The sequence below is a fragment of the Sphingomonas sp. ABOLE genome (genome assembly GCF_003950455.1).
Taxonomy (GTDB): domain Bacteria; phylum Pseudomonadota; class Alphaproteobacteria; order Sphingomonadales; family Sphingomonadaceae; genus Sphingomonas; species Sphingomonas trueperi.
The window spans coordinates 22,149-40,184 of record NZ_QQWY01000042.1 but is presented as its reverse complement, the minus strand read 5'-3'; the positions used below and the strand labels follow the sequence as shown (position 1 = coordinate 40,184).

The following is an 18,036-nucleotide window of genomic DNA, read 5'->3' as shown; positions in this document are numbered from 1 at the left end:
GGCTAGGGGAGGGGCTGGAACGGTGCAGCGCCTCTTCCACGTCAGTCCCTCCCCCGACCCCTCCCGCGAGCGGGAGGGGGGCGCAGGGGCGGAGGCCTATTCCTCGTTGAACCGCGCCTCGACCAGCGCGACCAGCGCCTGCACCGCGCCTTCGGCGCCGTCGCCTTCGGCCCAGATCGTGATCGTGTCGCCCTTGGCGGCGCCGAGCATCATCAGGTCGAGGATCGAGGTGCCGGCGGCGCTGTTGCCGTCCTTCTCGACGGTCAGCTCGCAGGGCTGGGTGCTGGCGAGCGTGACGAAGGCCATGCTGGCGCGGGCGTGGAGGCCGCGGCGGTTCTCGATGAGCACCTCGCGCGACACCCGGCTCATTGCGGCGGCCCCAGCATTTCCGACGCGACCGTCACATACTTGCGGCCGGCGTCGCGCGCGGCGAGCACCGCGTCGGTGACCGACATGGTCTTGCGGGCGCTGCCGAGGCGGATCAGCATCGGCAGGCTGATGCCGGCGATCACCTCGACCTTGCCCGCCTTCATCAGCGAGATGGCGAGATTGGAGGGGGTGCCGCCGAACAGGTCGCTCAGCACGATCACGCCTTCGCCCGAATCGACCGCGCCGATGGCGCTGGCGATGTCGGCGCGGCGGCCCTCCATGTCATCCTCGGGGCCGATGCAGATCGCGGCGACCTGCTCCTGTTTCCCCACCACATGTTCCATCGCGACGACGAACTCCTCGGCGAGTCGTCCGTGCGTCACGAGCACCAACCCGATCATTCTATTCTCCGCCCCTAGCCATGGACACCGGCGCCCCCTCCAGGGAGTCCTGTGGCGCGGTCTGCAAATCTCTGTGTGTCACCGTGGGCGAAAATCCTTCGGCGCGCAACCGGGCGGCCATCCGCTCGGCGACATGGACCGAGCGATGCCGTCCGCCGGTGCAGCCGAACGCGATCGTCACATAGGCCTTCCCCTCCGCCTGGTAGCGGGGGAGCAGCAGTAGCAGCAGCGACTCGATCTGCGCCATGGCCGCATCATAGGCGGGGTCGGCGGCGACATAGGCGGAGACGTCGGCGTCGAGTCCCGTGCCGGGACGAAGCTGGGCATCCCAGTGCGGATTGCGCAGGAAGCGCATGTCGAGGACGAGGTCGGCGTCGCGGGGGAGGCCGCGCGAGAAGCCGAAGGACGTGACGCTGAAGGTGGTCTTGCCGCCGTCCGCCGAGAAGATCTGGCGGATCGCCTGCGACAGCTGGTTCGCCTTCATGTCGGTGGTGTCGAGCAGCCGGTTGGCCCAGCGGCGCAGGGGGCCGAGCAGCTCGCGCTCGCGGGCGATGCCGTCCTCGGCGGGGCGGTCCTGCGCGAGCGGGTGGCGGCGGCGGGTCTCGGAGAAGCGGCGGATCAGCTCGGCGCCGGTGCATTCGAGGAAGAGGGTGCCGACATCGAGGCCCTGGTCCTCGCGCAGCTTCTTGATACGCTGGACGATGCTCTCGGCATCGAAGCCGCGCGTCTGGGTGCCGATGCCGAGCGCCAGCGGGCGCTCGTCGTCGCCGCCGTCCGCGCCCGGCGCGGTATCGAGCAGGCGGTTGAGGAGAAGGAGGGGAAGGTTGTCGACCACCTCCCAGCCGAGATCCTCCAGCGTGCGCAGCACAGTCGACTTGCCGGCACCCGACATGCCGGTGACGAGCAGGATATGTTTGGGGCGACGCCGTTGCATGTTGTTCTCGCTTCGCGCGGTCGGATCGACGGGCCTGTTCATGCGCGGGCCGCCAGCGGCAGCCGAACGACGAAGCGTGCGCCCTGCGATCGATCCTCCCGCGATTCCACAATGATGCTTCCCTGATGGCCTTCGACGATGGTGCGGGCAATGGCAAGCCCGAGCCCCGAATGCTGGCCGAACGCCTCGCTGGAGGGGCGGACCGAATGGAAGCGGCGGAAGATCGCCTCGCGGGCTTCTTCGGGCACACCGGGGCCTTCGTCCTCGACCCAGACGGCGAGCGTGTCGTCTTCCTCCTGCGCGGAGATGGCGATCAGGCCGCCGGGGGGCGAGAAGGACAAGGCGTTTTCGATGAGGTTCTCGAACACGCGCTCGAGCCGCGTCGGATCACCCATCACCTCCATCGAGACGCCATAGGGGCGATCGAAGCGGATCCGGATGTCCTCGGGCACGCCGCGGGTCTCGCGCTGGCCGATCAGCGCGGCGATGAGGTCGCCCAGGTCGAACGGCTCGAAGGTGGTGCGGCTGAGCTGGGCGTCGATGCGCGAGGCTTCCGAGATGTCGGTGATCAGCCGGTCGAGCCGGTGGACGTCGTCGCGAACGATGTCGAGCAGCTGGTCGCGCAGCGCGGGGTCCTTGACGTTCGACAACCCTTCCACGGCGGAGCGCAGCGAGGCCAGGGGGTTCTTCAGCTCATGGGTGACGTCGGCGGCGAAGGTTTCGGTCGCATCGATGCGGGCGCGCAGCGCCCCGCTCATGTCCGAGAGCGCGCGGGCGAGCATGCCGATCTCGTCGCGGCGTTCGGGCAGGCGGGGGACCACCACTTCGCGCGCACGGCCGAGACGGACGCGGATCGCCGCCAGTGCCAGCCGCCGCAGCGGGCGGACGATGGTGCGGGCGAGGAACAGCGACAGCAGCACCGAGACCAGCGAGACGATGCCGAGCACCACGCCCAGCCGGTAGCGCTCCAGCCGCACCGTCTGGGTGATGTCGCGCGCGTTGAACGCAGTCATCACCACGCCGAGGCCGGTGATCGGCGCGGCGGCGGTGATCACCGGAGTACGATCGGGGGCGCGCCATACCGACGCCGCCGCAGCGTGGGTTTCCAGCGCCGTCTTCACGTCGGGCCAGTCGAGCCCGGCATCGCGCGGTCGCTCCCGGTACAGCGGCGCGCGATCGGCACCGGCAACCTTGTCGATTACCGCGTCGAGGAACCGCGCGATGGTCTGGCCCACCGGATCCTTGTCCGGATCGCGCAGCACCAGGTTGCGCAGGCCCAGCTCGCGGCTGTCGCTGAGCAGCTTGCCCTGCGGATCGTAGAGGCGGATGCGCGTGCCCATGTCGCGGGCGAGGCTCAGCACCAGCAGGTCGCGGCGCTTGTCGGTGGCGGAGGCCAGCGCCTGGGCGATCAGTCGCACCTCGCGGCTGGTCTGCTCGACGCGGCTGTCGACGATGCGGCTGCGATAGCTGTCGAGATAGAAGAAGCCGCCGCACAGCAGCGCCAGCGCGAAGATGTTGACCGCCAGGATCCGCGGCGTGAGGCTGACCCGGCCCGACCATCGCAGCGCCAGGTCGCGCTCGTCATTCATCCGAGAAGCGATAGCCCGCGCCATAGAGCGTCTCGATCGCGTCGAACGCCGGGTCTACCTGGCGGAACTTGCGGCGGACGCGCTTGATGTGGCTGTCGATCGTGCGGTCGTCGACATAGATGTCGTCCTGATAGGCGGCATCCATCAGCTGGTTGCGCGTCTTGACGATGCCCGGGCGCTGGGCGAGCGTCTCCAGGATCAGGAATTCGGTGACGGTCAGCGTGACGTTGACGCCGCCCCAGGTCACCTTGTGCCGCGCCGGATCCATGCTGAGGCGGCCGCGCTCCAGTGCTTCGGCGGGCTCGGCGGGCGCCGCGCCTTCCGCCACTGGCTGGGCCGGCTCGGTACGGCGCAGGATCGCGCGGATGCGGGCGATCAGCAGGCGCTGCGAGAAGGGCTTGGCGATATAATCGTCCGCGCCCATCGCCAGGCCCAGTGCCTCGTCGAGCTCGTCGTCCTTGCTGGTGAGGAAGATCACCGGGATCTGGCTCTTCTCGCGCAGCCGGCGGAGCAGCTCGAGCCCGTCCATCTTGGGCATCTTGATGTCGAGCACCGCCAGCTCGGGCGGGTTCTCGATCAGCGCCTTCAGCGCGCTTTCGCCGTCCGAATAGACGCGGGTCAGGAAACCCTCGGTCTGGAGCGCGATCGACACCGAGGTGAGGATGTTGCGGTCGTCATCGACCAGCGCGATCGTGGCGGTCATCCGGCTACCCGGGGCTGGCGCAAAATCAGCATCGACACCCGTTAGACCAAAGTTTCTTCCGCCTCAACCGACCGACAACGCTTACCCAGATTGACCCCCTCGGCAGGGGCATGTCAGGAGGCGACTCGAAATAAAGTTGCGCGGCAAAACAATCATCTGCTTTGTCATATAAATAGCGCGACAATGGTTGAGGAGGGTGGTTTGAACATGCGTCAGTCGCGCCATGGTCTTGGCGAGCAGGGGATTGCCACCTCGGCAGTGCTCCACTGGAACCTGATTACCGCGCCGCTGGTCGAGCACGCGATCCAACGCGGCGAAGGCAGCCTTGCCGCCGAAGGTCCGCTGGTGGTTGCTACGGGAAGATATACCGGGCGCTCGGCCAGGGACAAGTTCATCGTCCGCGACGCCGAGACCGAGACCAGCGTGTGGTGGGGCAAGACCAACCAGGCGATGACGCCCGCGCATTTTGCCGCGCTCAAGGCGGACTTCCTCGCCGAACTGGGCAAGCGCGACGAACTGTTCGTGCAGGACCTCTATGGCGGCTCGCAGCCCGAGCATCGCGTGCAGGTGCGGGTAATCAACGAGCTTGCCTGGCACAATCTGTTCATCCGCACGATGCTGGTGCGCCCTGAGCCGGAGGCGCTGGCGGACTTCATCCCCGAATATACGATCATCGACCTGCCGAGCTTCCGCGCCGATCCCGCGCGCCACGGTACCCGCAGCGAGACGGTGATCGCGGTGAACTTCACCGATAGGCTGATCCTGATCGGCGGCACCGCCTATGCCGGCGAGATGAAGAAGAGCGTGTTCGGCCTGCTCAACTATCTGCTGCCGGAGCAGGGCATCATGCCGATGCACTGCTCGGCCAACATCGGACCGGAGGGCGACACCGCGATCTTCTTCGGCCTCTCGGGCACCGGCAAGACGACGCTTTCGGCCGATGCCAGCCGCACGCTGATCGGCGACGACGAGCATGGCTGGTCGGACACCGCGGTCTTCAACTTCGAGGGCGGCTGCTACGCCAAGATGATCCGCCTCTCGCCCGAGGCCGAGCCCGAGATCTTCGCCACCACCAGGCGCTTCGGCACGGTGCTGGAAAATGTGGTGATGGATCCGGTGACGCGCACGCTCGACCTCGACGACGCGACCCTCGCCGAGAACAGCCGCGGTTCCTATCCGATCGACTTCATTCCCAATGCCTCGGCCGACAATCTCGGGCCGGTGCCGAAGAACATGATCTTCCTCACCGCCGATGCGTACGGCGTGCTCCCGCCGATCGCGCGGCTGACGCCCGAGCAGGCGATGTACCATTTCCTCTCGGGCTATACCGCGCGGGTGGCGGGTACCGAGATCGGGGTGACCGAGCCCGAGGCGACCTTCTCCACCTGCTTCGGCGCGCCGTTCATGCCGCGGCACCCCTCGGTCTATGGCAATTTGCTCAAGAAGCGGATCGCGGAGGGCAATGTCGCCTGCTGGCTGGTCAATACCGGCTGGACCGGCGGCAAGTACGGCGTGGGCCACCGCATGCCGATCAAGGCGACGCGGGCGCTGCTCAACGCCGCGCTCGACGGCAGCCTCAACGCGGCCGCGTTCCGCGTCGATCCGTATTTCGGCTTCGAGGTACCGGTGGCGGTGCCGGGGGTGGACGCGGCGATCCTCGACCCGCGCGAAACCTGGCCCGACAAAGCCGACTATGACGCGACCGCCGAGCAGCTGGTCGACCAGTTCGTGGAGAATTTTGCGCAGTTCGAGGACCATGTCGAAGCCGGCGTCCGCGCGGCTGCACCAAAAGCAAAGGCACTCGCCTGAGCGATGCCGCCAACCTTCCGCCGCGGTGCTTCCCCAGCGCCGCAGCGATCGTCCGAATCGGGGAGGGGTTGCTTGCCTGCACGCTCCCGCGCGACGATTGGACGCATGAGGCGCATCTCGCGGCGTGCTGCTATCTGCTGAGCGCGCGGCCAGATGTCGATGTGGATACCGAGATCGGCGGGATCATCCGGCGCTTCAACGAAAGTGTCGGGGGCATCAACGACGATCATGGCGGCTATCACGAGACGATCACGCGCGCCTATGTCGCCGGGGTCCGGCTGTATCTGGCCGAGGTGCCCGAAGCCGATCTACTGGCACGGGTGAACGGGCTGCTGGCATCACCAATGGGGAGACGCGACTGGCCGCTGCGGTTCTACAGCCGGGAGCGGCTGTTCTCGGTGCCGGCGCGGCGCGGCTTCGTGGAGCCGGACCTGGCACCGCTGCCGTAAAGGGTAGACTTAAATATCAGCAAAAACCACCGTCATCCCCGCGAAGGCGGGGATCCATTCGCCTGTGCGTTGCAGCAGGAGCCGAAAAACCGGCGCCAATGGATCCCCGCCTTCGCGGGGATGACGAGGATTGTGCTGTTGGCGAGCGCGAACTCCTGCGAGAGTGCGCGTCGCGGCCCTGTTCAGGCCTTGCCGGCCTCGACATCCGGATCGAGCAGGCGGTGGAGGTGCACCACCACATAGCGCATCTCGGCATCATCGACAGTGCGCTGCGCCGCGGCGCGCCACGCCTTTTCGGCGCTCGCATAATCGGGGAAGATACCGACCACGTCGAGCTTCGAGGGGTCGACGAAATCGAGGGTCGTCGGATCGGCAACGCGGCCGCCGAAGACCAGGTGAAGCTTGCTCATTGCGCCTCCTGGGGGTGGGGGGATGCTGCAGCCCTTACCGGCACTGCAGCATTGCACTCAACCCCCTTATAGGCTGCTCAGCGCTTGGCGGTCGCGTCCTTGGCGGCGTCGATCACCGTGCCGAACAGCGCCGAGACGCGTTCCTTGGTGGCGTCGCTGTTCGGGATCAGCGACTCGATCTGCTCGCGGCCGCTGTCCTTGGCGGCCTGGACCGCGGCGGCGGCGCCGTCGGCAAGCTTGCGGCCCAGCGGCTCGAGGGCCGCCCTCTCGCGATCGAAGCGCGGCAGCAGCATGCCGATCACCACGCCGACCGCGACGCCGCCGGCGAGCAGCAGCGCGGGGTTTTCGGTGAGGCGTGATCCGGTTTCGGTTTCGGTGCTCATGGCGTCATCCTTCTGTGCTGTCTTGTGATGCCGAACCCTTTTTGGGGCCGGCGGTTTCGTCTTTGCCCTTGCGGAAAATGTCGATGATCCAGCCGCGCGCGAGCACCAGGCCGATGCCGCTCGTCACCGCCGCAGCCAGCCACGGCCGTTCGCGGACCGCCTCGGTGCCCTCGCGCGCGATGGTGCTAACGCTGTGCCTGGCGTTCTCCATCGCCTCGTGCGCGATATTGCGCGGCTTCAGCCGTTCCTGGACGGTGCCGACCGTCGCCATCAGCTTGTCGCGGGCGGCGCGGGCGCGTGCCCGCGCGGCGTCGGGATCGCGGGGTAAAGTCATGCCTGCGCTCCCAACGCCTTGCGGATGCCGCGCGCCGCCGCCCAGCCGAGCAGGGCCGCAATCACGAGGCTGATGCCGACGACGATCAACGTCGCCCAGCCGGGTCCGACCAACGTCGCCAGCGTCAGGATCGCGCCGACGATCAGCCCGATCGCCGCCGCCATGGCGAGCGCGAGGGCGAGGACGGCGGCGATTGCCGCGCCCTTGACCTCGGCCACCTTGGCTTGGGCGACCGCCTTGACATAGTCGACCTCGGCGCGGGCATAATCCTTGGCGTCTTCGGTGAGCTGGCCGATCAGCTCACCGATGCCGGCGTCTTCCATTCGGGGGGCGTCCATGCCCTGTGCTGCCCGTCCTTAGCTCTGGGTGGTGCCGGGCGATGCCGACGGACCGCTGCCAAAGCCGGCAGGCTCGACCTTGAGATCCTCGGTCGACGGCGTGTTGCCCGTCGGGGCGGCCGTGGTGTCGGTGTCCGTCGGGGTCGTGCCCGAGGCCTCGATGCCCGACTTGATCACGCGCGCCAGCACGAAGCCGAGCGCCGCTGCGGTGCCGACCGCGATCGCCGGGCTTTTCTTGACGAACTCGGTCGCCTCGTCGAGCAGCTCGTTGACGTCCTTGCCGCGCAGCGAGTCCGCGAAGCCCGCGATGCCGTCCGCCGCAGTGCGGGCGTACTGGCCGTACTGCGAGCCGAGCTTGGCGTCGACATCGCCCGCAGCCGTCCGCATCATTTCGGCGACTTCGTCGAGCGCGCTGGTCGCGCGGTCCTTGCCGGTGCCGGCGAAGCCCAGGATGTGCTCCTTGGCCTGATCGGCATATTTGGCGGCTTCCTCGCGAATCGTGTCGGTGGCGTTGCGCGTGAAGCTGCTGCCTTCGGCGCCGCTGCCGCCCTCGGTGCCGCCGCTTGCCGCGCCGGTCTCACCCATGTTGCCTGCGAGCGGATCGCCCGCAATGTTGGCCGTTTCGTCTGCCATGATTAAAAACCCTCCATGTCGCGTCGAAACAACAACGGCCCCGTTTGCGAGTTCCCTTGCGAACCGCTAGAGGCACCGCGCGCCTCAATCCTGACATGGTACGGAGACCATCACGTGACCGCAATCATCGACGTCCACGCCCGCCAGATTCTCGACAGCCGTGGAAACCCCACGGTGGAAGTGGATGTCCTGCTGGACGATGGCAGCTTCGGCCGCGCCGCCGTGCCCTCGGGCGCCTCCACCGGTGCCCATGAGGCCGTGGAAAAGCGCGACGGCGACAAGTCCCGCTGGCTCGGCAAGGGCGTCGAGGGCGCCGTCGATGCGGTGAACGGTGAGATTGCCGAGGCGGTTCTCGGCCTCGACGCCGAAGACCAGGCCGATCTCGACCGCACCATGATCGAGCTCGACGGCACCGCCAACAAGGGCCGCCTGGGCGCCAACGCGATCCTCGGCGTCAGCCTCGCCGCCGCCAAGGCTGCGGCCGATGCGCGCGGGCTGCCGCTCTATCGCTATGTCGGCGGCGTCAACGCGCACGTCCTGCCGGTGCCGATGATGAACATCATCAACGGCGGCGAGCATGCCGACAATCCGATCGACTTCCAGGAATTCATGATCGTGCCGGTCGGCGCCGAGAACATCGTCGAGGCGGTGCGCTGCGGTTCGGAAATCTTCCACACGCTCAAGAAGAAGCTGCACGAGAAGGGCCTGGCGACCGGCGTGGGCGACGAGGGCGGCTTCGCGCCGAACATCGCCTCGACCACCGAAGCGCTCGACTTCATCATGACCAGCATCGAAGCCGCCGGCTACAAGCCCGGCGACGACGTAATGCTCGCGCTCGACTGCGCCGCCACCGAATATTTCAAGGACGGCGCCTACAAGATGGTGGGCGAGGGCAAGACGCTCAGCTCGATCGAGAATGCCGAGTTCCTGGCGAAGCTCGCCGCCGACTATCCGATCTTCTCGATCGAGGACGGCATGGCCGAGGATGATTGGGAAGGCTGGAAGGCGCTGACCGAGCTGCTTGGGCACAAGGTCCAGCTGGTCGGCGACGACCTGTTCGTGACCAACCCGCAGCGCCTGCAGCGCGGCATCGAGGGCGGCTATGCCAACTCGCTGCTGGTGAAGGTCAACCAGATCGGCACGCTGACCGAGACTCTGGAAGCCGTCAGCCTCGCCCAGCGCTCGTCCTACACCGCGGTCATGTCGCACCGTTCGGGCGAGACCGAGGACGCGACGATCGCCGATCTCGCGGTCGCCACCAACTGCGGCCAGATCAAGACCGGCAGCCTTGCGCGCTCGGACCGGCTCGCCAAGTACAACCAGCTGATCCGCATCGAGGAAGAGCTGGGCGACGCGGCGGTCTATGCCGGCCGTTCGGTGCTTCGCCGCGCCTGAACCTAGGTAGGAACCGCGATCTTGCTAAGCGCCGATCGATCAGCGAAAAACACGGGTATGAAGCGCGCTTCGCCCATGTCCACGCTGCTGCGCCGCGCGGGGCTTCCCGCCGCGGCGCTGATCGCCATCGGCTTCTTTGCCTATAACGCGGTTCTGGGGCCTAACGGGATCGTCGCCGCCAAGGAAGTGCAGCACGAGCTTGCCGCCAAGCAGCGCGAATATGCGGTGCTCGACAAGAAACGTGCCGAGCTCAAGAATCGAGTCGACCTGCTCGATCCGAAGCACGGCGCCGATCCCGACATGGTCGACGAGCTTGCCCGCAAGCAGCTCAACGTCGTCCGCCCCGACGAAGTGATCATCCCGCTCGACAAGAAGTGATCGCCGTAGCGGCACCTGTTGCCAGGCACGGCTTCGCGTCTTAGTGCGGATGAACGTGGGCCGAACCCGCGCGTTGGTTGCAAGCTTTGCACGAACGCGCGTATAGGCACCCGCCTTTCCCCTCCCCGGATGAGGAATATCTGATCGTGGCCAAAGCACCGGCACGCAACGCACCGACCCCACCCGCCGTACCGAATCGCGAGCGGCCCAGCGAACCGGAACGGTTCAAGGCCTCGAAGGAACAGCTGCTCGAATTCTATCGCCAGATGCTGCTGATCCGCCGCTTCGAAGAGAAGGCGGGCCAGCTCTATGGCCTCGGCTTCATCGGCGGCTTCTGCCACCTCTACATCGGCCAGGAGGCCGTTGCGGTGGGCCTGCAGTCGGCGCTGGACGGCGAGAAGGATTCGGTGATCACCGGCTATCGCGACCATGGCCACATGCTTGCCTACGGCATCGACCCCAAGGTGATCATGGCCGAGCTGACCGGCCGCGGCGCGGGTATCTCGCGCGGCAAGGGCGGCTCGATGCACATGTTCTCGACCGAGAAGAAGTTCTACGGCGGCCACGGCATCGTCGGCGCGCAGGTCTCGCTCGGCACGGGCCTCGCCTTCGCGCACAAGTATAACGAGGATGGCGGCGTCGCCATGGCCTATTTCGGCGACGGCGCCGCGAACCAGGGCCAGGTGTACGAATCGTTCAACATGGCTGAGCTGTGGAAGCTCCCGATCATCTACGTGATCGAGAACAACCAGTACGCCATGGGCACCAGCGTCAACCGCTCCTCGGCCGAAGACCAGCTGTACAAGCGCGGCGAGAGCTTCCGCATCCCCGGCATCCAGGTGGACGGCATGGACGTGCTCGCCTGCCGCGGTGCGGCCGAGGAAGCGCTAGCCTGGGTGCGCGCCGGCAAGGGCCCGATCATCCTCGAGATGAAGACCTATCGCTATCGCGGCCACTCGATGTCCGATCCGGCCAAGTATCGCAGCCGCGAGGAAGTCCAGTCGGTCCGTGACAAGTCGGACCCGATCGAGGCGGTGAAGCGCGAGCTCGAGACGATGGGCGTCACCGAAGAGCAGCTGAAGCCGCTCGAGGCCGAGATCCGCAAGATCGTGAACGAATCGGCGGACTTCGCCGAACAGACGCCGGAGCCCGATCCGGCCGAACTCTATACCGACGTGCTGGTGGAGACCTACTGAGATGGCGATCGAACTCAAGATGCCGGCACTCTCGCCGACCATGGAAGAGGGCACGCTCGCCAAGTGGCTCGTCAAGGAAGGCGATGTCGTGAAGTCCGGCGACATCCTCGCCGAGATCGAGACCGACAAGGCGACGATGGAATTCGAAGCCGTTGACGAAGGCACGATCGCCAAGATCCTGGTCGCCGAAGGCACGGATAACGTGAAGGTCGGCACCGTGATCGCGATGATCGCGGGCGAGGGCGAGGATGCCTCTTCGGCCGCCGCAGCCCCGACCCCGGCCAGCCAGCAGACCGAGCCGACCCCGGAACCGGCTGCCGACAAGGCACCCGAAACCGGCACCGCGCAGCTGACCGCTGCCGTCGAGAAGACCCGTCCGGCCGATCCCGCCGTGCCCGCCGGCACCGAGATGGTGAAGACCACCGTCCGCGAAGCACTGCGCGACGCGATGGCGGAGGAAATGCGCGCCGATCCGCGCATCTTCGTGATGGGCGAGGAAGTCGCCGAGTATCAGGGCGCCTACAAGGTGACCCAGGGCCTGCTCGACGAATTCGGCCCCAAGCGCGTCATCGACACGCCGATCACCGAGTACGGCTTCGCCGGCGTCGGCACCGGTGCGGCGATGGGCGGCCTGAAGCCGATCATCGAGTTCATGACGTTCAACTTCGCCATGCAGGCGATCGACCACATCATCAACTCGGCGGCGAAGACCAACTACATGTCCGGCGGCCAGATGCGCTGCCCGATCGTGTTCCGCGGTCCGAACGGCTCGGCGAGCCGCGTCGGCGCGCAGCACAGCCAGAACTATGCGCCCTGGTATGCCAGCGTTCCCGGCCTGATCGTGATCGCGCCCTATGACTCGGCCGATGCCAAGGGCCTGCTCAAGGCGGCGATCCGCAGCCAGGATCCGGTCGTGTTCCTCGAGAACGAGCTGATGTACGGCCGCAGCTTCGACGTGCCGAAGCTCGACGATTACGTCCTGCCGATCGGCAAGGCGCGGATCGTGCGCGAGGGCAAGGACGTCACGCTGGTCAGCTACTCGATCGGCGTGGGCGTGGCGCTGGAAGCTGCCGAGAAGCTGGCGGCCGAGGGCGTCGACGCCGAGGTGATCGACCTGCGCACGCTGCGTCCGCTCGACAAGCAGACCGTGCTGGAAAGCCTGAAGAAGACCAACCGCATCGTGGTGGTCGAGGAAGGCTGGCCGGTCTGCTCGATCGCGTCGGAAATTGCCGCGTTCGTGATGGAAGAGGGCTTCGACGATCTCGACGCGCCGGTGCTGCGCGTGACCAACGAGGACGTGCCGCTGCCCTACGCGGCGAACCTCGAGAAGCTCGCGATGGTGACTGCCGACAAGGCCGTCGCGGTCGTCAAGAAGGTCACCTATCGCTGATCTTCTGCGCTCGAGCAGAAAACAGGCCCGTCCGACAGTCCGTCGGGCGGGCCTTTTTCGTCAGGCGCCGTAGCGATCGCAGGTCGAGCGGTTCGCGGTCGGCGCGGGGTTGTAGACCTGGCCATAGTCGCGATTGTCGCGAACGACGAACGAGGCGACGTAGCGCATCGTCTTGGTGCTCGTGAACCAGCCTTTGCCGACCAGCGGCGTGTAGAGATAGTTGATCTCGACGAACATCACCCCGGAGTCCATCGGCGCGCTCACCTGCGCGCCGTTCTCGCCCATGCCGTTGGGGGCGAGCGTGCCCGGGTGCTGGCTGCTGTTGTCGCCCGAGCTGGCGGTGTTGACGCCCGCGTCCGGGTCATAGGTGACGCCGTCGGCCTTCACCGTCTTGCCATAGTGCGAGTCGTAGGCGGGGCCGCTCTTCGCGCCGATGCAGCGCTGCCAGTGGATGCGCTGGGTACCGCCGCTGTTCTCGAGGCTGGACAGCGTGATACGGCCATTGGCGGTGAGATTGAGCGGGGTACCCTGCTGCTTGGCGGCGAGCAGCACGTCGTTGAGGTCGACCTCGCGCAATTGGGTGAAGCCGGTCCCCTTGAACTCGCCGACGCGGCTGGCATTGTCGGCCAGCGCCAGCGCGATCTGGCTGAGGCGCTGGTTGGTGATCGCATAGTTGGTCAGCTCGATTGCCCAGAGCCCGGCGGTCAGCACGATCGGCAGCCCGAGCGCGAATTCGAGCAGCGCGGCGCCCGAGCGGTCGGCGATCAGCCGGCGGAGCAGCAGGCACACGCTCAGGAGCACGAGATCTTCTGCGGCATCGGAATCGACTGGGTGCCGTAGGGCTGGTTCTTGAAGCGGGTCGCTGCGGTGAGCACCACCTGGTTGCCCAGCCCGATCAGCCGCGCGACGGGGAAGAGCCGCGTATAGGTCGCCGTCACCTTGTAGATGGTGACATCGCTGGCGCCGCCCTGGCCCGCGCGGCCCGGATCCATGTCCCACTGGCCGTTGCCGTTGATGTCGGTGAAGCACTCGCCGAAATCATATTTGTTGTTGCCGTTGCCGTCGACAAAGTCCTCGGGCTTGATCACCGAGAAGCTCGAATAGAACAGTCGGCTGGGGGTGACGGTCGCCTTGCCGGCGACCTGGCGGACCGCGGCGATCACCCGGTTGTCGATGGTGGTGGTATTGGCCGCTTCGATGGTGGAATCGCGCGCCGCCTTCTGCACCGCGCCTTCCAGCACCGCCTGGACATAGGCCTGATAGCACAGGTCCATCAGCCCCATCAGCAGCCCGAGCAGCACCGGCAGCAGGATGGCGAATTCGACCAGCGTCGCGCCGCGCTCGTCGGAGGCGAGGGGGCGGGTCATTTGCTGACCCGCAGCATCGCGACGCGCTTGGCGATCGTCTGGAAGGCGGCGTTGAGCGCCGTGTTGTCGGCGGCGTAGAAGGCCTGCCCGGGCGTGGCGCATTGGCTGAGCTGGGTGGTCAGCGTCTGCCCGAAGCCGACGACGAAGATCGAGATGTTGCGCGCCTTGGCGGCGGCGCAGGCGGCGAGGAAGCGGGCATAATGGTTGTTGAGCTGGGTGCTGCTCGAGCAACTCGATTGATAGCCGACATTGGTGACGCGCTGGTCGTAATTCTCGATGCCATACATGCCGTACAGGCACATGTTGGGCGCCATGTCGCCGTCGGTCATGAACACGATGTAGCGCTTGGGCGGATTGCGACCGGGCCAGGCGCTGGTGTCGGCGGCGAACAGGCCCGTCGGCGAGAGCAGCCGCGTGCCCCAGATCATGCCGGTATCGTGATAGGTGCCGCCCTGCGGCACGAAATCGGGCGCATTGACGTAGTTGCTGACGTCGGTCCGCGTCATCACCCTCAGCCGCTGCACCGGCTTTCCACAGGATACCCAGCCATACGCAATGTTCTGATAGGCGTTCAGGGGGGTATAATAGTCGAGAGTCGCGGTGCTGGTGCCATCCCCATAGGGATTGGTGCTGTTGCCCGAATAGGTGAGGCTGGAATAGCCGCCGCGATAATAGACGACATCCGGCCACATCGGCCGCCATCGTGTTGCATCGCTGGAAGGAACGAGGTCCGGGTCCAGGTCTGCCGGCAGGCTGGAATAGTCGAAACTGCTCGACGCGGTGGTGCTCCGCTCTTCGAGACACCCCTGCCAACGCGAGGTCGCGCCACTGATCTTAGAGGGATCGGTTATCGTGGTGCCGAGCTTGTACTGGCTAGTGTCGTAGGTGACCTTCTGGTAGCGCCAGTTCGGCTTTACAGGCTGGGCGGTTACCGTGCAGGTACCATAACTGGTGTTGCCGTTGGTGTTCGCGCTCCAGCTCACGCTGGTCACCGTGGCGCTGCCTGCCGCGGTGTAGCCTGACGCAGGATTGCGGTTGGCGTAGGCGTTGCACTGGCTTTGCGTCTTGTTCGAATAGATGCTGGTGGTGGCAGTACCGTTGTTCGCATCACCGGCGAGCGTCCTGCTGTTATAGGTCCAGCTGTCTACGAGATAGCTTGGCGACAGCGCCGTGACCGCATAGCCGGCGTTAACCGTCGACGTATAGGTGACGAAGCCGTAGCGCAGATGCGTTGCCGGATCGACCGCGGCGGCTAGGGTGTCGTAGAAGTTCAGCACGGCCTGGCGCAAACCCGAGATCTTCGATCCGGGCTTTTCCGTCACGGCGTAGCCGGTCGTGCCGTCCGGCGCCGGGCGCACATAGCTGTACACCGGCTGGCTGCATCCGGCGGTGCCGTCGGCGGTCGTGCACGCCATCGAGCCCGTCGTATCCAGCACGAACATGATGTCGGTATCCGCGACATCGTAGCGCGCCTCGCAGGTAACCGTCAGTGCCTGGTCCCGGAAGCCCATCATGCCGGTGAGCGTCATCGGTACGGTCGCGGTGGCGGTGCCGGCGACCTGGTTCTCGCTGGTCTTGGACGGGGTGAACGTCACCGCCTTGGTGCCGAACAGCCCGAGCTTGAAGTTGTTGGAGAAGAAGGCGTTGGCCTGTGTCGTCGCCGCGCTGTCCAGCGTCGTCGAACTGCTCGACACCATGAACCGCCGCCCGGCGAGCGCACCAGCGTCGCAGGCCTGCTGGAGCCGGTTCTTGACCATGTAGAGCCGCGCGGTGTCGACCGCCGAGCCGGCGATGAACAGCAAGGGGATCAGCGCGATCGCCATGATCGCCAGCGTGTTGCCGGCGACATTACGGCGCAGGCGCGCGAGCAGCCCGCCCTTCGGGACCGTCCCGGAGAGGTACCGCTGAAACCGCTCGAGAACCGTTCTGCGCATGGCGATCGATCGAAACCCCTGGGCGCGGGAGCCTTCGCTCTTCCGTCGCCGATCCTCCCGCCATAGAGGGAAGGGGTGAACGCTTCGCTAAACATGCCCCCCGAAGACCCTGAACGGGTGCTGATCCTGTCCTATGCGCCCGTCACCGGGCGCCCCGCGCTCGCCGCGTTGCTGGCGCTGGACGAGGCGCTGGCGCAGCTGCTGCGCACCACCAGCCAGCCCGCGGTCGGCCAGCTGCGGCTCGCCTGGTGGCGCGAGGCGCTGGCCAAGCTCGACACCGCGCCGCCGCCCGCCGAGCCCGTGCTGCGGAGCCTTGCCGCCGAGGTGCTGCCACGCGGCGTGTCCGGCGCGTCGTTGGTAACGATCGTCCATGGCTGGGAAGTGCTGGTCGAGGAGGAGGCGCTCGATGGCCTGGCGCTCGCCCGCTATGCAGCGGGGCGGGGGAGCCTGTTCGTCGCGGCCGGCACCGCGCTCGGCGCCGCGGGCGATCCGCTGGCGCAGGGAGGCGAGGGCTGGGCGCTGGCCGATCTCGCCCGCCATCTCGGCGACGGCGTGGAGGCCGATGCCGCTCGCAGCCTCGCCGCGCCGAAGCTCGCCGAAGCGCTGGGCCAGCGCTGGAGCCGCAATGCCCGCGCGCTCGGCGCCATGGCGCACCGCGCGCGGATGGACCTCGATCTGCCCGTCGATGCCCCGCTGCCGATCGGCGCGCCCAAGCGAGTCGCGCGGCTGCTCTGGCATCGGCTCAGCGGCCGCTAGGTCTTGGCTGCATCCCCTTGAAGGTGTAGGCTGCACCTTCCTCGGGGGAGGCTTGGCATGTGGCGATATGCGGTGGGCGCCGGTGCGGCGCTGTTGCTGGCGTTCGGAGGGTTTCTGCTGTTCCAGCACGCGCCGGGGCGGGGGCCGCTCGCAGCGGTTCTGCAGCCAGCGCCGGCCGCTGCGGGCACGACCACCCCGCTCCCTGATGCCGCGCCCGAGGCCGATGCCAAGACCCGCGAGCAGAAGCGCTTCGATCGCTATGACAAGGACCGCAACGATGCGGTCACCCGCGACGAGTATTTCGCGAACCGGCACAAGGCGTTCGCCAGGCTCGACGTCAATGGCGACGGCAGGCTGAGCTTCGAGGAATGGTCGGTCAAGGCGATCGCCAAGTTCACCGGTGCGGACGCCGACAAGTCGGGCGCGCTCACCCGCGTCGAGTTCGCGACCACCGCCCCGACGCGAAAGCCGGCAAGCGCCCGCTGCGCCTGTGGCAAGCCCGCGCCGGCACCAAGCCCCGCCGCCAAGGACGGCGAGGAGTAGAACTAGCGGCTCAGCCGACCCGCTCGAAATGGCCGCGCTCGAACCCGCCGGCCATCAGCGCGACGATCCGCTCGGCGACGACTTCGGGCGCCTTCACCGTCGCCGGGTCCTCGCCCGGGAAGGCGCGCGCGCGCATCTTGGTGCGGGTGGCGCCGGGATCGACGATGCCGACCCGGACCTGGCTGACATTCTCCAGCTCGTGCCCATAGCTGAGCAGCAGGTTCTCGAACGCCGCCTTGGAGGCGCCATAGACGCCCCAATAGGCGCGCGGGGTGCGCGCGACGCTGGAGGTGACGCCCAGCACCCGCGCACCCGGCGCCTTGCGCAGCATCGGGTCGAACGCCGCCAGCATCGCGCCCTGCGCGCTGACGTTGAGCGCCAGCACCTTGGTGAATTCGGCAAAGTCGATCGCGTTCACCGCGCTCAGCGTGCCAAGCATGCCGGCGTTGAGCACCAGCATGTCGAGCGTCGGCCAGCGCTCGCCGATCGCACCGGCCAGCCGGCCGATCGCGTCATGCTCGGCAAGGTCGAGCGGCGCGATCGTCGCGCTGCCGCCGGCCTGGAAGATTGCGTCCTCCACTTCCTCCAGCCCGCCCGCGGTACGGGCGGTGAGGATGACATGCGCGCCCGCCTTGCCCAGCGCGATCGCCGTCGCTGCGCCGATGCCGCGGCTGGCGCCGGTGACGAGGGCGGTCTGTCCCGCCAGCGGACCGTCGCCCACCGGC

Annotated in this window: 22 protein-coding genes; 8 read left to right on the top strand and 14 right to left on the bottom strand. The window is 67.2% G+C overall.

The genetic code is table 11. From position 1 onward, the window contains the following. Positions 1 to 96 precede the first annotated feature (96 nt). The 5 genes from CA234_RS19990 to CA234_RS19970 are packed head-to-tail and all read right to left on the bottom strand — an operon-like array spanning position 97 to position 3,996. Positions 97 to 369: an HPr family phosphocarrier protein gene (locus CA234_RS19990; RefSeq protein WP_125977107.1), complete on the bottom strand. Its 273-nt coding sequence runs from the start codon at positions 367 to 369 to the stop codon at positions 97 to 99. Next, positions 366 to 770 carry a PTS sugar transporter subunit IIA gene (locus CA234_RS19985; protein WP_064312096.1) on the bottom strand — a complete coding sequence of 135 codons (405 nt, stop codon included), beginning with the start codon at positions 768 to 770 and terminating at the stop codon, positions 366 to 368. Before CA234_RS19985 ends, CA234_RS19990 begins: the two co-directional genes overlap by 4 nt. A gap of 1 nt (position 771) precedes the next feature. Next, positions 772 to 1,704 carry an RNase adapter RapZ gene (gene rapZ / locus CA234_RS19980; RefSeq protein WP_125977111.1) on the bottom strand — a complete coding sequence of 311 codons (933 nt, stop codon included), beginning with the start codon at positions 1,702 to 1,704 and terminating at the stop codon, positions 772 to 774. 38 nt (positions 1,705 to 1,742) lie between these two features. Further along, positions 1,743 to 3,293, bottom strand: a complete 1,551-nt coding sequence (locus CA234_RS19975; RefSeq protein WP_241213600.1) for a stimulus-sensing domain-containing protein — start codon at positions 3,291 to 3,293, stop codon at positions 1,743 to 1,745. After that, entirely contained in the window at positions 3,286 to 3,996 is a 711-nt protein-coding gene (locus CA234_RS19970; protein WP_125977105.1) for a response regulator transcription factor, read from the bottom strand. Before CA234_RS19970 ends, CA234_RS19975 begins: the two co-directional genes overlap by 8 nt. A 207-nt stretch (positions 3,997 to 4,203) precedes the next feature. On the opposite strand from CA234_RS19970, the gene CA234_RS19965 reads away from it, so the two are divergent. Together CA234_RS19965 and CA234_RS19960 are read left to right on the top strand one after the other, a co-directional pair. Continuing rightward, positions 4,204 to 5,805, top strand: coding sequence for a phosphoenolpyruvate carboxykinase (locus CA234_RS19965; protein WP_126002593.1), 1,602 nt, complete (start codon positions 4,204 to 4,206; stop codon positions 5,803 to 5,805). A gap of 68 nt (positions 5,806 to 5,873) precedes the next feature. After that, positions 5,874 to 6,254 (top strand): hypothetical protein, encoded by a 381-nt coding sequence (locus tag CA234_RS19960; protein ID WP_241213599.1) that lies wholly within the window; start codon positions 5,874 to 5,876, stop codon positions 6,252 to 6,254. Positions 6,255 to 6,436: 182 nt separating this feature from the next. Here CA234_RS19960 and CA234_RS19955 read toward each other — a convergent pair whose 3' ends face one another. From CA234_RS19955 to CA234_RS19935, 5 genes are all read right to left on the bottom strand, one after another. Continuing rightward, the gene (locus tag CA234_RS19955; RefSeq protein ID WP_093295174.1) at positions 6,437 to 6,664 is read right to left on the bottom strand and encodes a DUF4170 domain-containing protein; all 228 of its coding nucleotides are present in this window, start codon (positions 6,662 to 6,664) and stop codon (positions 6,437 to 6,439) included. Between the two features lie 77 nt (positions 6,665 to 6,741). Continuing rightward, positions 6,742 to 7,047, bottom strand: coding sequence for a hypothetical protein (locus CA234_RS19950; protein WP_126002591.1), 306 nt, complete (start codon positions 7,045 to 7,047; stop codon positions 6,742 to 6,744). 4 nt (positions 7,048 to 7,051) lie between these two features. After that, on the bottom strand, positions 7,052 to 7,381 hold the full coding sequence (locus tag CA234_RS19945) for a DUF3618 domain-containing protein (RefSeq protein WP_126002590.1): 330 nt from the start codon (positions 7,379 to 7,381) through the stop codon (positions 7,052 to 7,054). Beyond that, positions 7,378 to 7,719 carry a phage holin family protein gene (locus CA234_RS19940; RefSeq protein WP_126002589.1) on the bottom strand — a complete coding sequence of 114 codons (342 nt, stop codon included), beginning with the start codon at positions 7,717 to 7,719 and terminating at the stop codon, positions 7,378 to 7,380. Before CA234_RS19940 ends, CA234_RS19945 begins: the two co-directional genes overlap by 4 nt. Before the next feature lie 18 nt (positions 7,720 to 7,737). Further along, positions 7,738 to 8,352, bottom strand: a complete 615-nt coding sequence (locus CA234_RS19935) for a hypothetical protein (protein ID WP_125977098.1) — start codon at positions 8,350 to 8,352, stop codon at positions 7,738 to 7,740. 114 nt (positions 8,353 to 8,466) lie between these two features. On the opposite strand from CA234_RS19935, the gene eno reads away from it, so the two are divergent. From eno to CA234_RS19915, 4 genes are all read left to right on the top strand, one after another. Then, positions 8,467 to 9,747 (top strand): phosphopyruvate hydratase, encoded by a 1,281-nt coding sequence (gene eno / locus CA234_RS19930; RefSeq protein ID WP_126002588.1) that lies wholly within the window; start codon positions 8,467 to 8,469, stop codon positions 9,745 to 9,747. A gap of 57 nt (positions 9,748 to 9,804) precedes the next feature. Beyond that, a complete protein-coding gene (locus tag CA234_RS19925; RefSeq protein ID WP_084583452.1) occupies positions 9,805 to 10,125 on the top strand; it encodes a septum formation initiator family protein in 321 nt (106 codons plus the stop codon). 146 nt (positions 10,126 to 10,271) lie between these two features. Further along, entirely contained in the window at positions 10,272 to 11,321 is a 1,050-nt protein-coding gene (pdhA, locus tag CA234_RS19920) for a pyruvate dehydrogenase (acetyl-transferring) E1 component subunit alpha (RefSeq protein ID WP_019367919.1), read from the top strand. Position 11,322: 1 nt separating this feature from the next. Then, a complete protein-coding gene (locus CA234_RS19915) occupies positions 11,323 to 12,711 on the top strand; it encodes a pyruvate dehydrogenase complex E1 component subunit beta (protein WP_126002587.1) in 1,389 nt (462 codons plus the stop codon). 60 nt (positions 12,712 to 12,771) lie between these two features. On the opposite strand, the gene CA234_RS19910 is transcribed toward CA234_RS19915, so the two are convergent. Genes CA234_RS19910 through CA234_RS19900 form a run of 3 tightly spaced genes read right to left on the bottom strand, consistent with a single transcriptional unit; the run spans position 12,772 to position 16,012 of the window. Beyond that, the gene (locus CA234_RS19910) at positions 12,772 to 13,512 is read right to left on the bottom strand and encodes a pilus assembly protein (RefSeq protein ID WP_241213598.1); all 741 of its coding nucleotides are present in this window, start codon (positions 13,510 to 13,512) and stop codon (positions 12,772 to 12,774) included. Beyond that, complete coding sequence (locus CA234_RS19905; RefSeq protein ID WP_126002586.1) at positions 13,503 to 14,078, bottom strand: TadE/TadG family type IV pilus assembly protein; 576 nt, start codon at positions 14,076 to 14,078, stop codon at positions 13,503 to 13,505. Before CA234_RS19905 ends, CA234_RS19910 begins: the two co-directional genes overlap by 10 nt. Next, the gene (locus CA234_RS19900) at positions 14,075 to 16,012 is read right to left on the bottom strand and encodes a TadE/TadG family type IV pilus assembly protein (RefSeq protein ID WP_126002585.1); all 1,938 of its coding nucleotides are present in this window, start codon (positions 16,010 to 16,012) and stop codon (positions 14,075 to 14,077) included. The genes CA234_RS19905 and CA234_RS19900 overlap by 4 nt, the downstream gene beginning before the upstream one ends. A 75-nt stretch (positions 16,013 to 16,087) precedes the next feature. Here CA234_RS19900 and CA234_RS19895 point away from each other — a divergent pair, with 75 nt between their 5' ends. Continuing rightward, on the top strand, positions 16,088 to 16,768 hold the full coding sequence (locus CA234_RS19895) for a squalene/phytoene synthase family protein (protein ID WP_241213597.1): 681 nt from the start codon (positions 16,088 to 16,090) through the stop codon (positions 16,766 to 16,768). Positions 16,769 to 16,825: 57 nt separating this feature from the next. After that, positions 16,826 to 17,311: an EF-hand domain-containing protein gene (locus CA234_RS19890; protein WP_126002584.1), complete on the top strand. Its 486-nt coding sequence runs from the start codon at positions 16,826 to 16,828 to the stop codon at positions 17,309 to 17,311. A gap of 10 nt (positions 17,312 to 17,321) precedes the next feature. On the opposite strand, the gene CA234_RS19885 is transcribed toward CA234_RS19890, so the two are convergent. Next, positions 17,322 to 18,032 carry an SDR family NAD(P)-dependent oxidoreductase gene (locus tag CA234_RS19885; protein ID WP_126002583.1) on the bottom strand — a complete coding sequence of 237 codons (711 nt, stop codon included), beginning with the start codon at positions 18,030 to 18,032 and terminating at the stop codon, positions 17,322 to 17,324. Positions 18,033 to 18,036 lie beyond the last annotated feature (4 nt).

What these genes read in the sequence shown, in the direction of transcription:
- CA234_RS19990 (WP_125977107.1), bottom strand. Translation starts at nt 369, where the DNA reads ATGAGCCGGGTGTCGCGCGAGGTGCTCATCGAGAACCGCCGCGGCCTC.
- CA234_RS19985 (WP_064312096.1), bottom strand. Translation starts at nt 770, where the DNA reads ATGATCGGGTTGGTGCTCGTGACGCACGGACGACTCGCCGAGGAGTTC.
- rapZ (WP_125977111.1), bottom strand. Translation starts at nt 1,704, where the DNA reads ATGCAACGGCGTCGCCCCAAACATATCCTGCTCGTCACCGGCATGTCG.
- CA234_RS19975 (WP_241213600.1), bottom strand. Translation starts at nt 3,293, where the DNA reads ATGAATGACGAGCGCGACCTGGCGCTGCGATGGTCGGGCCGGGTCAGC.
- CA234_RS19970 (WP_125977105.1), bottom strand. Translation starts at nt 3,996, where the DNA reads ATGACCGCCACGATCGCGCTGGTCGATGACGACCGCAACATCCTCACC.
- CA234_RS19965 (WP_126002593.1), top strand. Translation starts at nt 4,204, where the DNA reads ATGCGTCAGTCGCGCCATGGTCTTGGCGAGCAGGGGATTGCCACCTCG.
- CA234_RS19955 (WP_093295174.1), bottom strand. Translation starts at nt 6,664, where the DNA reads ATGAGCAAGCTTCACCTGGTCTTCGGCGGCCGCGTTGCCGATCCGACG.
- CA234_RS19950 (WP_126002591.1), bottom strand. Translation starts at nt 7,047, where the DNA reads ATGAGCACCGAAACCGAAACCGGATCACGCCTCACCGAAAACCCCGCG.
- CA234_RS19945 (WP_126002590.1), bottom strand. Translation starts at nt 7,381, where the DNA reads ATGACTTTACCCCGCGATCCCGACGCCGCGCGGGCACGCGCCCGCGCC.
- CA234_RS19940 (WP_126002589.1), bottom strand. Translation starts at nt 7,719, where the DNA reads ATGGACGCCCCCCGAATGGAAGACGCCGGCATCGGTGAGCTGATCGGC.
- CA234_RS19935 (WP_125977098.1), bottom strand. Translation starts at nt 8,352, where the DNA reads ATGGCAGACGAAACGGCCAACATTGCGGGCGATCCGCTCGCAGGCAAC.
- CA234_RS19925 (WP_084583452.1), top strand. Translation starts at nt 9,805, where the DNA reads ATGAAGCGCGCTTCGCCCATGTCCACGCTGCTGCGCCGCGCGGGGCTT.
- CA234_RS19915 (WP_126002587.1), top strand. Translation starts at nt 11,323, where the DNA reads ATGGCGATCGAACTCAAGATGCCGGCACTCTCGCCGACCATGGAAGAG.
- CA234_RS19905 (WP_126002586.1), bottom strand. Translation starts at nt 14,078, where the DNA reads ATGACCCGCCCCCTCGCCTCCGACGAGCGCGGCGCGACGCTGGTCGAA.
- CA234_RS19900 (WP_126002585.1), bottom strand. Translation starts at nt 16,012, where the DNA reads ATGCGCAGAACGGTTCTCGAGCGGTTTCAGCGGTACCTCTCCGGGACG.
- CA234_RS19890 (WP_126002584.1), top strand. Translation starts at nt 16,826, where the DNA reads ATGTGGCGATATGCGGTGGGCGCCGGTGCGGCGCTGTTGCTGGCGTTC.